The organism is Geitlerinema sp. PCC 7407 (assembly GCF_000317045.1).
Classification (GTDB): Bacteria; Cyanobacteriota; Cyanobacteriia; order PCC-7407; family PCC-7407; genus PCC-7407.
Genome location: NC_019703.1, coordinates 4606894 through 4621064, shown reverse-complemented (window position 1 = coordinate 4621064; position 14171 = coordinate 4606894). Strand labels below are relative to the sequence as shown.

The 14171-nt window shown below is 59.9% G+C and carries 16 protein-coding genes; 7 read left to right on the top strand and 9 right to left on the bottom strand.

Annotated elements, in window-relative coordinates; all coding sequences use genetic code 11:
- From GEI7407_RS18935 to GEI7407_RS18925, 3 genes are all read right to left on the bottom strand, one after another.
- Window positions 1–894, bottom strand: coding sequence for an alpha/beta hydrolase (locus GEI7407_RS18935; RefSeq protein ID WP_015173829.1), 894 nt, complete (start codon window positions 892–894; stop codon window positions 1–3).
- A 76-nt stretch (window positions 895–970) separates the two neighbouring features.
- Window positions 971–2422: an Asp-tRNA(Asn)/Glu-tRNA(Gln) amidotransferase subunit GatA gene (gene gatA / locus GEI7407_RS18930; RefSeq protein ID WP_015173828.1), complete on the bottom strand. Its 1452-nt coding sequence runs from the start codon at window positions 2420–2422 to the stop codon at window positions 971–973.
- A gap of 177 nt (window positions 2423–2599) precedes the next feature.
- Window positions 2600–2833 (bottom strand): hypothetical protein, encoded by a 234-nt coding sequence (locus GEI7407_RS18925; protein WP_015173827.1) that lies wholly within the window; start codon window positions 2831–2833, stop codon window positions 2600–2602.
- A 175-nt stretch (window positions 2834–3008) separates the two neighbouring features.
- Between GEI7407_RS18925 and GEI7407_RS18920 the strand changes: the two genes are divergently transcribed.
- Window positions 3009–3845 (top strand): alpha/beta fold hydrolase, encoded by an 837-nt coding sequence (locus GEI7407_RS18920; RefSeq protein ID WP_015173826.1) that lies wholly within the window; start codon window positions 3009–3011, stop codon window positions 3843–3845.
- Between the two features lie 155 nt (window positions 3846–4000).
- Here the strand turns inward: GEI7407_RS18920 and GEI7407_RS18915 are convergent, their stop codons facing one another.
- The 5 genes from GEI7407_RS18915 to carA all read right to left on the bottom strand — a co-directional run bounded on the left by GEI7407_RS18915 (window position 4001) and on the right by carA (window position 8210).
- Complete coding sequence (locus GEI7407_RS18915; RefSeq protein ID WP_015173825.1) at window positions 4001–4282, bottom strand: DUF1816 domain-containing protein; 282 nt, start codon at window positions 4280–4282, stop codon at window positions 4001–4003.
- 92 nt (window positions 4283–4374) lie between these two features.
- Window positions 4375–5604 (bottom strand): 23S rRNA (guanosine(2251)-2'-O)-methyltransferase RlmB, encoded by a 1230-nt coding sequence (gene rlmB / locus GEI7407_RS18910; RefSeq protein WP_015173824.1) that lies wholly within the window; start codon window positions 5602–5604, stop codon window positions 4375–4377.
- 147 nt (window positions 5605–5751) lie between these two features.
- Window positions 5752–6207 carry a ribonuclease III domain-containing protein gene (locus GEI7407_RS18905; protein WP_150109826.1) on the bottom strand — a complete coding sequence of 152 codons (456 nt, stop codon included), beginning with the start codon at window positions 6205–6207 and terminating at the stop codon, window positions 5752–5754.
- Window positions 6208–6562: 355 nt separating this feature from the next.
- Window positions 6563–6907: an STAS domain-containing protein gene (locus GEI7407_RS18900; protein ID WP_015173822.1), complete on the bottom strand. Its 345-nt coding sequence runs from the start codon at window positions 6905–6907 to the stop codon at window positions 6563–6565.
- A gap of 142 nt (window positions 6908–7049) precedes the next feature.
- A complete protein-coding gene (carA, locus tag GEI7407_RS18895; protein WP_015173821.1) occupies window positions 7050–8210 on the bottom strand; it encodes a glutamine-hydrolyzing carbamoyl-phosphate synthase small subunit in 1161 nt (386 codons plus the stop codon).
- Window positions 8211–8461: 251 nt separating this feature from the next.
- Here carA and GEI7407_RS18890 point away from each other — a divergent pair, with 251 nt between their 5' ends.
- Both GEI7407_RS18890 and GEI7407_RS18885 read left to right on the top strand, forming a co-directional pair.
- On the top strand, window positions 8462–9067 hold the full coding sequence (locus GEI7407_RS18890) for a TIGR02281 family clan AA aspartic protease (RefSeq protein WP_015173820.1): 606 nt from the start codon (window positions 8462–8464) through the stop codon (window positions 9065–9067).
- Window positions 9068–9100: 33 nt separating this feature from the next.
- Window positions 9101–10081 (top strand): TIGR02281 family clan AA aspartic protease, encoded by a 981-nt coding sequence (locus GEI7407_RS18885; protein WP_015173819.1) that lies wholly within the window; start codon window positions 9101–9103, stop codon window positions 10079–10081.
- Here GEI7407_RS18885 and trpD read toward each other — a convergent pair.
- The gene (trpD, locus tag GEI7407_RS18880) at window positions 10078–11127 is read right to left on the bottom strand and encodes an anthranilate phosphoribosyltransferase (RefSeq protein WP_015173818.1); all 1050 of its coding nucleotides are present in this window, start codon (window positions 11125–11127) and stop codon (window positions 10078–10080) included. The genes GEI7407_RS18885 and trpD overlap by 4 nt on opposite strands.
- A gap of 130 nt (window positions 11128–11257) precedes the next feature.
- Between trpD and GEI7407_RS19795 the strand changes: the two genes are divergently transcribed.
- The 4 genes from GEI7407_RS19795 (at window position 11258) to GEI7407_RS18860 (ending at window position 14083) form a co-directional block, all read left to right on the top strand.
- A complete protein-coding gene (locus GEI7407_RS19795; protein WP_015173817.1) occupies window positions 11258–11698 on the top strand; it encodes a hypothetical protein in 441 nt (146 codons plus the stop codon).
- 197 nt (window positions 11699–11895) lie between these two features.
- Window positions 11896–12888, top strand: a complete 993-nt coding sequence (locus GEI7407_RS18870) for a sugar transferase (RefSeq protein WP_015173816.1) — start codon at window positions 11896–11898, stop codon at window positions 12886–12888.
- 128 nt (window positions 12889–13016) lie between these two features.
- The gene (locus tag GEI7407_RS18865; RefSeq protein WP_015173815.1) at window positions 13017–13481 is read left to right on the top strand and encodes an ATP-binding protein; all 465 of its coding nucleotides are present in this window, start codon (window positions 13017–13019) and stop codon (window positions 13479–13481) included.
- Window positions 13482–13786: 305 nt separating this feature from the next.
- The gene (locus GEI7407_RS18860) at window positions 13787–14083 is read left to right on the top strand and encodes an acylphosphatase (protein WP_015173814.1); all 297 of its coding nucleotides are present in this window, start codon (window positions 13787–13789) and stop codon (window positions 14081–14083) included.
- Window positions 14084–14171: the final 88 nt, after the last annotated feature.

The window sequence follows — 14171 nt, the reverse complement described above, 5'->3', positions numbered from 1 at the left end:
CTAACGCAGCGCCGAACTGGACATTACCGCAGGTCGAGTACTGGCCAAAAATCGCTGCAGCACCTGCAAATAGGTTTCGCCACCGACCTCACCCACATTATTGTGGTCCGCGCCTTCCACCATCAGCAGCTCTTTGGGGTGGGGGGCCGCTGCGTAGAGCGCCGGACTCATCTCCGGCGGCACCACCTGATCTAGGGTGCCGTGGGTAAACAGGACCGGCATTTGCAGCGATCGCACCTTCTCAATGGACTTGAAATGCTGAGTCAGCAGCAGCGACACCGGAAACATCCACAGATGCCAGACCCGCTCCACCACCGACTGCATTCTCGTAAAAGAGCTTTGGACGATCAGGCCCGCCGCTTCGGGGTGCTTGGCGGCCAGGTCAATGGCGATCGCCCCGCCCAGGGAATGGCCGTACAAAACAATCTCAGCAGGCGACGCGCCCAGCATCTGGACCAGATATTGCCAGATCGCCTCAGCGTCTTCGTAGACCCGCTTTTCATTGGGGAAGGGGCCTTGACTGCGCCCATAGCCCCGATAGTCAGCCAGCAAAACCGAGTAGCCCAGCTTGTGAAATCGCCTGGTTTGATCCAGATTGGCCCCGATGTTGAAGCCATTGCCGTGCAGATGCAGCACAACGCCCTTGGGATTCGCAACCGGAATCCACCAGCCGTGCAGTTTTTGCGTATTAAACGTCTTGGGAACGGGAATCCAAACTTCTTCGTAACTCAGGCCTAGATCCTCTGGCGTCCGGTCCACAAAGGGCGACGGCATGAAAATAAATCGATTTTGGCGGAGCAACAAAAAAACGCAGGCAGCGATGTAGGCAATCAGAACAATCGTGGCGAGAAACAGCCCAAGTTTAAAGGCTGGGACCAGGACAGCGAGCGTCATAGATAGAGTCAATCGAGAAGAAGCAGCACAGACTAAGGGGCGCTGAAGTCAGCGCCCCCCTGATCAAACCAGATCCCTAGGCAATCTTGGGGCAATGGTTGTGCCAGTCCGTGGCTTGCTCGTAGGCGTAGGCGACATGGAAAAGCTGATCTTCTCGGAGCACATTACCGATGAGCTGCAAGCCGATGGGCATGCCTTGGCCATCGAAGCCGCAGGGGAGGCTCAGACCGGGCAGACCCGCGAGGTTGACCGGGATGGTCATCAGGTCCGACAGGTACATGCTCAGGGGATCGGAGGTTTTCTCACCGGCCTTGAAGGCGGTGGTGGGCGCAGTGGGGCACACCAGCACATCCACTTGGCCAAAGGCGGCCTCAAAGTCCTGCTTGATCAGCGTGCGGACTTTTTGGGCCTTGAGGTAGTAGGCGTCGTAGTAGCCCGCCGACAGGGCATAGGTGCCGATCATGATCCGGCGCTTCACCTCGGGACCAAAGCCTTGGGCTCGAGTCTGGGTGTACATGGCCATCAGGTTGTCGGGGTCTTCGCTGCGGAAGCCGTACTTGACGCCGTCGTAGCGCGCGAGGTTCGCCGAGGCTTCGGAGGGCGCGATGATGTAGTAGGTGGGCAGGCCGTAGCGGAAGCGGGGGCAGGAGATCTCTTTGACTTCGGCGCCGAGGGCTTCTAGCTGGGCGATCGCCTTGCGCACTGCATCATCCACCACGCTGTCGAGACCCTCCCCGAAGGTCTCGGTGATGATGCCGACCCGCAGACCCTTGAGGTCTGGCTTGAGAAACTGGGTATAGTCGGGAATATCGAGGTTGAGGCTGGTGGAGTCTTTGGCGTCGTAGCCAGCGATCGCATTCAGCAGGATCGCCGTATCTTCCACAGAGCGGCCGAAGGGGCCAATCTGGTCTAGGGACGAGGCGTAGGCCACCAGGCCAAACCGAGACACCAGACCGTAGGTCGGCTTGAGGCCCACCACGCCGCAGAAGGACGCGGGCTGACGAATCGAGCCGCCGGTGTCTGAGCCCAGGGCCACGACGCATTCATCCGCCGCCACCGCCGCCGCAGATCCGCCCGAGGAGCCCCCCGGCACGCGCTCGAGATCCCAGGGGTTGGCGGTGACTTGGTAGCCCGAGGTCTCGGTCGAGCTGCCCATGGCAAACTCGTCCATGTTGGTCTTGCCAACCATCACCGCCCCTGCCTCGGCCAGCTTGCGCGTGACCGTGGATTCGTAGGCTGGCACAAAGCCTTCGAGAATCCGGGAGCCGCAGGTCGTGGGGACGCCTTGGGTGCAGAGGTTGTCCTTGATGCCGATGGGAATGCCGGCCAAGGGGCCAATGTCTTCACCCGCGGCAATCTTGGCATCCACCTGCTCTGCTTGGGCGATCGCCTGCTCTGCGGTGATGTGTAAAAAGCTGCGCAGCTTTGGCTCTAGCGCCTGAATTCTATCTAAAGCTTCTTGGGTGATTTCTTTAGCAGAGCGATCTTTTTTCAGGAGTTGTTGATGCAACTCGCGGATGGATGCCATGCAATGACCTCGCTTCGACTCACAGTCTAAAAGTCTAAAGTTTCAGTATATTCTGTGGACGTCTTTGCCGCTGTTTGGCCCAGATTTTCGCCCACGAGAAAGGGAGGGTCCGGTGCTGGGGGCTCCGTCCCGCTTTGGGGGGCGCTACGCGGCGATCGCACTTTTCAGTCCCAATCTCTAGTCGCGGTAGCGGTCCAAAATCTGCATCGCTCGCTGGCGATACCACGCCTCGGGGTGGCCGGGATAGTCGCGGCGGGCGCGCGCCTCCAGCCGGCGCAGCAACTTGGTTGGTGTGGGCCGCTTGAGGGGAGCGGTCTCGGGCTGGGGAGGCGGTGCTACTTCGGTGGGGCGAGGTGTCCCAGTCGTCAGTCCAGTGATCAATGCCGTCAGGGCAGCGAAAATGGAAGTCATGGCATTCGGGGGAACACGAAGGGTTGTTCCTAGAGTGCCACTTTGGCAGGGCTTTTGGGCGATCGCCCAAAGTCCGTCACAGACTGCAACACAAGCCGCAACAATGCCAGACATTTCGGTACACGGGCTGGGAGCGGCATTGGCACCAGCGTTTTTCGGGAGAGGGAGGAAACCCATGACAGCGGCGATCGCCTTACATCACGGCAGTGCGGGATCGGGTTTTCCGGTGCTGTGTCTCCACGGCCATCCTGGGTCGGGCGCGAGTTTGTCGGTTTTCACGGGCCATTTGTCCCGGCGCTTTTGCACGATCGCGCCGGATCTGCGCGGCTACGGCAAAAGCCGCGTCGAGACCCCTTTTCAAATGGCCGATCACCTCGCCGATCTCGAAGCCTTGCTCGATGCCCAAAACATTCAGCGCTGCCTGGTGCTGGGCTGGTCCTTGGGCGGCATTTTGGCGCTGGAGCTGGCCCTGCGCCTGCCCCAGCGAGTAAGCGGCCTGATTTTGGTGGCGACGGCGGCCCGCCCTCGGGGCAACCATCCGCCCATCACCTGGCAGGACAATGTTTATACGGGGCTGGCGTCTTTGATCAACCTGGCTCAGCCCGGAGCGCAGTGGCATATCCAGACCTTTGGCCAGCGATCGCTCTATCGCTACTTGCTCCAGCGCCACACGCCCACCGCCTACGAATATCTGGCCCGCGAAGGTACCCCCGCCTTTTTGCAGACCTCTCGCAGTGCCCAGCAGGCCCTCACCGCTGCCCTGCGTCAGCGCTACAATCGCCTGTCTGATCTATCGCAAATTCAGTGTCCGGCCCTGATCATGGCGGGGTCGTGCGATCGCCACATCACTCCAGAGGCCAGCTACGAGACCGCCCAGCACCTGCCCCACAGCACCTGGCAACTCTATGAGGATGTGGCGCACCTGTTCCCCTGGGAGATCCCCGATCGGGTGCTTCAGGACATTGATCACTGGCTCGATCGCCACCCTCACGTGGTCAAGGCGATCGCCTAACCCAGGCGCAGCCTGCCCACAGCAGTCCCCACAAACACGAAGAAGCGATCGCCTTTTGTTGGATCAAAGGGCGATCGCTCCTCGCAAGCATCAGGAATCTTTGAAATCAGGAACCCAAGGCTGTCAAAAACCGCCGAGGAAGCAATTTTCAGTGCCTAGAGTTGGCTGCTGAAAACCGGAACGCCTCCCCGGCGCTCAGCTTCCCCCAGGTCATCAGCGATTGTCAGCACAGGAGGCTTGCAGCGTCGAATAGAAACCGCGATGCCCTGAGCGCCTTCTTGCTCCAAGTCTTCAATGTAGCCACTCTTCGCCCTTTGAGCTTCATTCGAGGTTAGGAAGGGACCGAAGTAGTAGGTGCAATGAGGAGTGTCGGTTTTCAGCTCGACCCACCAAGCTAGCCCAAAGGTATGAAGCAAGCTAATTAAGAATTCTTTCATGGTATCCGCCAATTCTTCGCCAACGATGCCAACGATTTACCAAGCGTCCCACACGATACTGCAAGCGTCTGTACGCTGCTTATCAGCCTTCCTCAAACCTTGTTATACTCCGTTGCAATTCTTTTTTCAACGCCATCTTTCTTCATGCTACTGAGGTTCAAAGTTGTGATCCACCGCTGTCGATAGATTTCGTACAGGGCCATACCAGCAGCAACTGAAGCATTGAGGCTCGGGGTTTTTCCTTGCAAAGGAATGGAAACCAAAACATCACAGCAGCGCTGAGTCAGCAAGTTCAATCCTTCCCCTTCTGCCCCAATCACCAGCGCGATCGGGCCGCTGAATTGAACCGTGTGAACGGGCTGACTGGCTTCGGAGGATGTGCCATAAATCCAGAAACCTGCTGCCTTTAATTCTTCCAAGGCTCGGCTGAGGTTGACAACCCTTGCCACTGGAAAAGATTCTAAAGCTCCGGCAGCAACCTTCATGACCGTGGACGTCACACCCACCGCTCGCCGCTGGGGGATCACGAGGCCCTGGGCTCCAATGGATTCGGCTGTGCGAATGATAGCGCCCAGGTTATGGGGATCTGTGATTCCATCGGCGATCACAATCACTGGATTGTCGGCGGCGGCTTTGGCCTGCTCGATCAGATCGCCCATCTCCAAATATTCGTAGTGGGCGACCTGGGCCGCGACGCCTTGGTGGTTGGCGCCTCGGGTGATCTGGTCGAGGCGGCGGCTGTCGACTTCGTCGATGACGGTGCCGTTCAGTTTGGCTTGGTTGAGCAGGGAGTGAAAGCGGGGATCGTAGCGCAGACGGGTGCTGACCCAGATTCGGTTCAGGGGCCGCTGACTTTCGAGGATGGCAAGAATGGGGTGACGCCCGTAGACCAGGTCAGAGTCTTCTGACGTGCTGGCGTTGCCCAGGGGCGCTTCAGCGCTTGGGTGTTCATTGCGATCGCCCCGGGGAGGACGGCCCGCGCGATCGCCCCGGTCGTAGCGCTCACCGCGATCGCTCCGCTCACCCTTGAAGCGAGGCGGGCGATCGCGATCCATGCGGGGCTTGCCCCCCTCAAAGGACCGCCGCTTGGGAGCGTCATCACTGCGGCGCTCTGGTCGATCCGAGCGATCGGCGCGCTCAGGGCGATCGCCGCGATCCAGGCGAGGCTTCCCACCTTCCGCCGATCCGCGACGCAGCTTCGGCTTGCCGCCCTCCGCCGATCCGCCCTCAAAGGAGCGCTTGAACTTCGGCTTGCCGCCTCCACCGGAGGAGCGATTGAATTTGCCCTTAGAAGAATTGTCTTTGCGAGGATGATCAGTCATGGCAGAAGAGATGTTGGGTAGAACTAGATTGGCAAAACCGACGGTCTAAACAGGCGATAAAAGCGATCGCCCCTAGACCCAGCGCGCCTCGTCACATCCGCGATCGCGGTTGGGCGCTGAGTCAAAACCGTTTAAAAAACAACGTTATTAAGAGTGGGCCGTCAGACTCGACTTCGCTTCGAACGGCAAATAGCTAAGCAACTGAAACAACCGAGCCGGATCCGTGAGATAGAGATAGCCCATCAGCGTTTCTAGACTAGAAGCTTGTTGATAGATTTCCGGGCTCACCCGCTTCGTGCGTCCCGACGGCACCGCATTGCGCCCCCGCTTGAGGATGTCGAGCTCCTCCGGCGTGAAATAGGGCTCCAAAGACTGCAAATACTCCGCCTGGCGCTCCGCCCGCACTTGATCCACCACCTCATGGTGATACGTCTGAATCCGTCGAGGCGGCATCAAGTAGCGAGTCCGCACAAACAATTCATAAACCGCGTCACCCAAATAAGCCAGAGCCACCGGAGAGAGCCGACGAATCTCAGCCGAGGTGAGGGCTTGAGACTGGTCACAGGGTCTCCCCAAAGCCGCCCAAGGCAGCGCAATCTCCAACTCAGGTCGTTCCGGTAACGGCTGTGACGGCGTATCCAACGTATTCACCAAAGGAAGGCACCAACGCGCGATCGAAGAGAGGCGAGCAAAGACAGAAACCCAAGGGACCCTGTTTCAGCCCAGAGCTCTAGCAACCCCGACAGGCAACTCATACACAGCAGCGTGATCCACCGGACTGCGCCACCGGGAAAGAAAAAGACTGAAGGAAAAGACCCAAAGCGTCTAGAGGCTATTTTAAACAGTTTTGCTAGAACAGCCTGATCAACCTTAGGCGACTACCGAGACTCTGCAAACCAAAAGCTATCCGACAAGGCCTATCGGATAGCTTTTTCAGTACTGAAATTCATAGCGGCAACTAAGCAGATTTGGTGTTGCCAATGGCGGTGTCTACCGAGGGCTGGAGCGAAAGAAACTGCTCTAGGCGAACAAGCTTGACCGTCTGGGTCACTCGGGGATTTGTGACGATTTGCAGCGTTCCTTCACTTCCCTGGGCTTTCTTTGCGAGCTGCACCAAAGCACCAAGGCCTGAGCTGTCCACGAAGTCGATCTGGGAGAGGTCCAGGATGATATTTTTGGGACCTTCTTCGAGTAATTTGGTCATCACCTTACGGAAGGTCGGCTCCGAAAAGGCGTCTAGCAGACCCGTAAGGCGAAATAGCTGGTAGTTATCCTTAACTTCGCGAGTCCCTCTCAAACTCACGGTCAAGGTCAGTGGCTCAGGAATAGGACCCTCCTAGCTTGATATTCCGCAATTCGAGGCTTCAGTATATGCCAGGACGCCCAGAATCGCAACCTGCTCTCTGGTGGACTTGGTGCGTCCTGGCCGTCAGTCCTGGGGCGCCTCAGGAAGCCGCCGACCTTTGGCGCGCAGCCCGCATCGCCTCGACAAACTGCTCAAACAGATAATCTGCATCGTGGGGACCAGGGCTGGCCTCCGGATGGTACTGCACCGAAAATAGCGGCAGCTCTTTGTGACGCAGGCCGGCAACCGTGCGATCGTTCAGGTTCAGGTGGGTGATCTCGACGTCCGCGCCCAGAGACTCCTCGGTAATCGCGAAGCCATGGTTTTGGCTGGTGATCTCCACCTGGCGCTGCTCGAGACCCGCCGGCTGGTTGAGCCCCCGGTGACCAAACTTGAGCTTGAAGGTGTCAGCCCCAAGGGACAGGCCCAAAATTTGGTGGCCCATGCAGATCCCAAACATCGGTTTGGCTGCTTTGAGGAGTTCTCGGGCGGTGGCGATGCCTTCGGTGACCGCGGCGGGGTCCCCAGGCCCGTTGGACAGGAAAATGCCGTCGGGATTGTGGGCCAGGATCTTCTCGGCGGACGTGTCGGCGGGAACGACGGTGATCCGGCAGCCGTAGCTCGCCAGGCGTCGCAGAATATTGCGCTTGAGACCAAAATCCAGCGCCACGACATTGAAGGGTGCCTCGTCACTGGCGCCGGCTGTGGGGCTAAATTCCCACTCGCTGGGGGTTGCCTCGACCCATTCGTAAGTGTTGCTGGTGGTGACTTCGCGCACCAGATTGAGACCGGCCATGCTGGGAGCGGCTTGGACCTGGCGCAGCAGCTCGTTGGGGTCCAAGATAGTGGTGGAAATGCCGCCGTTGATGGCCCCGGTGGAGCGAATTTTGCGGGTGAGGGCGCGGGTGTCGATGTCGTAGATGGCAACGACGTTGTGCTGCTTGAGATAGTTGGGGAGGGACTGGGTCGCGCGCCAGTTGCTGGGACGAGTGGTGATGTTGCGCGCAATCACGCCGCGAATCTGGGGGCCGCTGGACTCTTCGTCCTCGGGGTTGATGCCGGTGTTGCCCAGTTCGGGGTAGGTGAAGGTGACAATCTGGCCGCAGTAGCTGGGGTCGGTGAGGACTTCTTGGTAGCCTGTCATGCCGGTGTTGAAGACGACTTCTCCGATGGTGGTCCCGGAGGCTCCAAAGGATTTGCCGTGAAACACGGTTCCGTCCGCGAGAACGAGGATGGCGGGTTGGGCATCAAATAGGGACATGGCGACCTTCGCACACAGATTGGCACGAAGGCCATTATGGCATGACAGATTTCGTCAAGATGCAGAAGTCAGAAAATCTCGAAAAGTGTAAAAAGCCGGGGCATTGCTGGGGGATAAACCGTTGGTCATTGGCCTAAGGATTTCGCCACAATGGGGGCTAGGAAGATCGATCCTTCGCGGTTATAGACGGGGCGATCGCACTTCTGTTGACCTTGGTATGGCCCACAGCTGTTGTTTACTGAGCAATCGCGATGGAAGGCTGGATATCGTGCGGTGGAAACGTTGGGCGATCGCTGCTGGACGGGTTGTGGCGGTGGCGGTGGCCGGGACTGGGGATGGCGGTGATGCTGGCGGCGGGGCTGCCGACGGGGGCGATCGCCCAGCCGTCCTCAGATGAGTGCTACATGGTGCAGGCCAACGGCCAGGTGCTGGACTTGGGCTATCTGTGCACGAATACGGGGGCACCGCTACCCCGGGCTATGCAGATCAATGCATTCCAGGTGCCGATCAAGCGCCGCGAGTCAGGGATTCCTGTGATCGACGTGACCTTCAACGGTCGCCATACCTTTGAAATGATGCTGGATACGGGCGCTAGTAATACGGTGATCACGCCGCGTATGGCGAGCCAGCTTCAGGTGAAGCCGGTGGGTGTGGCTCGGGTGGATACGGCGAGCCAAGTGGGGTTGGAGATTCCGGTGGGCGTGGTGAGCTCCATCGCGGTGGGGGGAGTCCAGGTGGCGGATGTGCCGGTGGCGATCGCCGGTCCTGTCTTGGATACGGGGCTGCTGGGCCAAGACTTCTTTGGCGGCTACGACCTCACAATTCGCCAAGATAGGATTGAATTTCAGGCTCGCTAGGGAGCAAAAACAAGACAGTCGGGGGGCAAAGCGATGATGAAGGGCGATCCCAGGGCGGCCAATCAGGGCCTCTGGCGCGTGCTGCAGTTCACCGGTCGGGGGGTGGGGCTGGCTCTGCTGGTGCTGGGAACGAGCGGCTGCGCGCTGGTCGAGATCGTGACCGAGCTGGCGGCCGATCGCCGAGAGGCGGCCCAAGAGCTGGCAGCCTCGACATCCACCCCAGCGCCGATCACCCCTTCGCCCTCGCCGTCCGCTGCGCCCCCGACGCCCAGCGCGCCGCCCCGCGACCCGGCGGCTTTGTTTCAAGATGCAATGGATATTGCGTTTAGCGCGGCCAGCATTGCGTCGTCGGCCCAGTCCTCGGCGGATTGGGAGCTGGTGGCGAGCCGCTGGCAGGAGGCGATCGCCCTGCTCCAGGCGATTCCGGCGGGCAGCCCCAACCGCAGCCAGGCCCAGGCCAAGATCGCCGAATATCAGCGAAATGTGGCGATCGCCCGCGAAAAAGTGCAGCAAACGGCCAATCTCAAGCCCCCAGTGCGCCTGAGCTCCGGTGCGCCCAGCGAGTCGCCGGTGGCCGGGGCCGCCCAAGGGGCGATCGCCGTTCCCATCAAGCGCCGCATTGCCGGCACCCCCGTGATTGACGTCAGCTTCAACGGCGGCTCGACCTACGAAATGATCGTCGACACCGGCGCCAGCATGACCCTGATCACCCAGCCCATGGCCGCTGCCCTCAACGTCCGCCCCGAGGATCCCAACCGCCGCGTGCAGGTGAACACAGCCAATGCTAAAGGCATCGAGCTACCGGTAGGAACGCTGAAAACCCTCGAAGTGAGGGAGGCCAAAGTCGAAAACCTACCTGTGGCGATCGCCGGTCCAAAGCTCGACATTGGCCTGCTGGGGCAGGATTTCTTTGGCCAATACGACGTCACCATCAAAGAAAGCAGCGTGGAGTTTCAAAACCGCGCCTCGGCGCCGTCCCCTGCGCCCACAGCGTCCCCGTCCCCCACGCCCTAGCCCAAGAAATCCACCAGCTGCTCAGCCTTTTGCCAGGCGGCCCCGCTCGCCAAAACCGCGCGCGCTTTCTCAATTCCCGTGCCGTGATCAAGCATGGGCACCGCTCCCCCCACCTGGAGGGCCAAGGACGCGTTTAGGGCCACGACGTCTTGCTGCGCCTGCGTGCCCTTGCCCTGGAGGACCGCCCGCAAAATCTCGGCATTCTCGGTCACATCACCTCCCCGCAGACTCTCCGTCGGCGCGTGGGCCAGCCCCAGCGCCTGGGGATCGAGGACCTGCGTCTCGACCCGACCGTCCGCCAGGACCGCCAAGTCCGTCAGGTCTGCTAGACCCGCCTCATCGAGGCGCTCGCGCCCGTGGAGGACGATCGCCCGCTGCACCCCCAGCTGGCCCAGCGCTTCGGCCATGGTGCCCACCAGGGCTGAGTCGGGCACGCCGATCACCTGACCGGTGGGACGCAGGGGATTGACCAGCGGTCCCAGCAGGTTAAACACCGTGCGAACGCCCAGGGTTTTGCGCAGGGGCGCGACGGCCTTCATGGCTGGGTGCCAGCCCGGAGCGAACAAAAAGGTGATGCCAACGGCCTCCAGGGCACCGTGAATTTTCTCGATGGGGGCACTCAGGTGAATGCCTAGGGCCTCGAGAACGTCGGCGGAACCGACTTTGCCGGAGGCCGAGCGGTTGCCGTGCTTGGCGACCGGAATGCCAGCGGCGGCCACCACAAAGGCCACAGCCGTTGAAATATTAAAGGTCGAAGCGCCGTCGCCACCGGTGCCGCAGGTGTCCACCAAGGGCAGCGTGCGATCGCCCTTGAGGTCGGTCTGGACCGACTGGGCCTGGAGCACCCGCGCCATCCCCGCCAGCTCATCCGCCGAGACGCCCTTGGCCTGGAGCGCGGCCAAGATCCCGCCCGACAGCACCGGCGGGATCGCTTCGCTCAGCCACCCCTGCATCAGGTCGGCGGCTTGGGCTTGGGTGAGAGACTGCTGAGCGAGCAGCTGCTGGAGCAGGTCGGGCCAGTGGAGAGAGGGCGCTGCGGAAGACATGGGTTTCAACGCAAGGGAAAAACGACGCGATACCAAACAGTATTTTCGGCTTGAAAGGCCAGATTTGCCAGCAGTAGACCTTCCGAAGAACTTAAGGCGATCGCCGCGTTTGCCACCAAGGCCAAACGGTATGGTGAAAGTGACGTTTCTCGTCTTCCGCCAAAAAAAGGTCCTCGTCACTATGCCCTGGACAGCTTGGTTTCCGATTTCCGCGATCGCCCTTGGGCTGGTGTGGCCCAGCAGCACTCTGGCCCAGGCCGATTCGCCCCTTGTTTGCCCCCAGACCCAGACCCAAGGCGCTTACAACACTGCCCAAGAAGGCAGCGTCATCGTCCTAGGCCGTCCCGCAAACCATCGCTACGTTGTGATTGTGCCTGCTGCCCGCCAAGAAGCCGCCACCCTCGCTGCGGTGCGCCGGTGCGTCCCCGACGCCTTTCGGACGAGCGCGAAAATGGGCACCTACGTGAATGCAGGCGCCTTTGAGCGCCGGAGCGACGCTGAGGATCTCGCCGAACTGCTGCGTCTGCGGGGCCTAGATGCCCGGGTCGTCTACGCCCGCGAGCTGCGATAGCCCGCTGCCTTGCTCCCGATTGGCCACCGTTGCAGCCAGGGCTTTGGCAGCCAAAAACAGCCCTGGCTGCGCCACGTTGCCAGCAGTGGCGAGAGAGGCTTGGCTTCGGGCAAACTAACGATACGGCCCGGTCAATGCCTGCTCCGAGCGGCGATTTTGTAGGCCCTCAGCTGTATACATGCAAGGTTCTCTGTAATATGAGCCAGACGCCAGAGGTTCAGTTTCCGGTTACCAACCAGCAAGAGCGTCTCATCATGCAAATGCCGCCGCGCATGAGTGTGGTGGAAGCGGTGCCGTTCAAGCAAGCCTTTCAAGACCTTTATGCTCAGTCTCCGTTTCCCACCCAGGTGATTTTAGATTTTCACCAAACAACCTTTATTGACAGCAGCGGCATCGGGGCGCTGGTGAGTAACCTCAAAACGATTCAGCGGCACGGCGGCGGCTTGACCTTGCGAGGCGTGCGATCGCCCGTGATGGCTGTCTTTGCCATGACGGGCCTAGATGCGCTGCTGACCTTCGAGGCCGAGCCCCATCAGGCAACCCCGAGCCCCACCCCCCGCGAAGCAGAAATCTACCCCACCCATCCCTCGGTGCGCTCCTGGCTCAAGCGGCTGATCGACATTGTGGGAGCGCTGACAGGTCTGGGCATCACGGCGATCTTGCTAGTGCCGATCGCGATCGCGATCAAGCTCGACAGCCCTGGCCCGATCTTCTTTGGCCAGGTGCGCTGCGGCTGGATGGGCAAGCGCTTTCGCATCTGGAAGTTTCGCTCGATGTGCACCGATGCAGAGGCCCGCAAAGCCCAGGTGCGCAACGAGCTAGCGGGGCCGCTGTTCAAGAATGCCAATGACCCTCGCGTCACCAAGGTGGGTCGCTTTTTGCGGCGCACAAGCCTTGATGAGCTGCCCCAGTTTTGGAATGTGCTGCGCGGAGAGATGAGCCTGGTGGGCACGCGTCCGCCGACCCCCGATGAGGTGGAGCGCTATGAGGTGCCGGAGTGGCAGCGCCTCGATGTTAAGCCGGGCATGACCGGGGAGTGGCAGGTCAATGGGCGATCGCAGATTCGGGACTTCGAAGACGTGATTCGGCTAGACCTGCGCTATCAGCAAAACTGGAGCCTTTTGTACGACATCAAGCTCATTCTCAAAACCATTGCCATCGTGTTCAATCGCCGCAGTGGTGCTGTTTAGTCCCAAATGGGAACTCTAGCTCTATCGACCGACCCCTGGCGGGGATGGTGCAGACTTCTTGAAAGTGCTGCAGTTGCCAGATCCTCGGTCGCGATCGGGGTGTGAGCTTTTCAAAATTTTGTTGACTTATGCAGTCAGACTTTCTGATTCGACAATCGTCTCTGCAAGTGACCAGCGATCTCAAGGCGCTGGAGACGGTTTTGGCGTGGCTAGAGCAGTTCAACCATCCCGATCTCACCCAAGAAACCTGGTGGCAATACCAGGTCATGGTGGCTGAAGGCTTCACCAATGCGGCCCGCCATGCCCACCAGCACCTACCAACAACAACGCCCATTCTCCTAGAAGTGCATCTCTACACACAGGCGATCGAGATTCGCATTTGGGATCAGGGGCTACCCTTCGACTTGCCTGGGAAACTGGCAGACCTGCTACAGCAACAGCCGCTGCTCGACCCCCTCGAACAAGAATCAGGACGGGGCCTGCTGTTTTTGCACCGCTTGAGCGATGAGCTGAGCTACTCCCCTGTGGAGCCCCAAGGCAACTGCCTACTTCTGCGCAAGTACCTGGTCACGGCGCCTGCACCCTACTCCTAGCTGGACGCCAATGGGTCCGGCCATGGGCGATCGCCCGCCTAGCGCCAATGATGCCCAATTTTAAAAGCTTGATCCCCGACAGGAGCCAGCTTGAGTTCTCAGCGCTAGGGCCAAGTTTAAAGAAAGTGTAAATGGGCGATCGCGTCTCAGCCGTCTTATTGCCTATCTCAAGGCAAGATAGACTCTGCGCGATTCCTGAAACGCACCTCGAAATCCACTTTCCGCCATCCAACCAAAAGCAGATTTTTCGCGGCCCCAAATTCTCCCCAGAGTATGATGGCTGTAACTGTCTACCACCCGCTTGCATGACTGAGTCAGCCTCTCAGGCCGAGATCGTTTGTGCTCACGTCTTCATTTCAGGCATTGTGCAGGGAGTTGGATACCGCTTTGCCGTGCTCGATCAAGCGAGCCGCCTCGGAGTCCAGGGCTGGGTCCGTAACTGCCGCGATCGCCGGGTAGAAGCCCTTTTTGAAGGAAACCCAGAGGCCGTCAAAGCCCTCATTCGCTGGTGTCACAATGGCCCCCCTGCTGCTCGAGTATCCGATGTAACCTTCACCTATGAAGTCCCCAAAGGCATCGAAGGGTTTGAAATTCGGCGCTAAGTCCAGCTTCGTCAAACGCTGACCAAACTTTAAAGGATTCGTAGAACGCCTTTAAAGAATTGAGATCCATTCCTGACCTTTGCCAGTC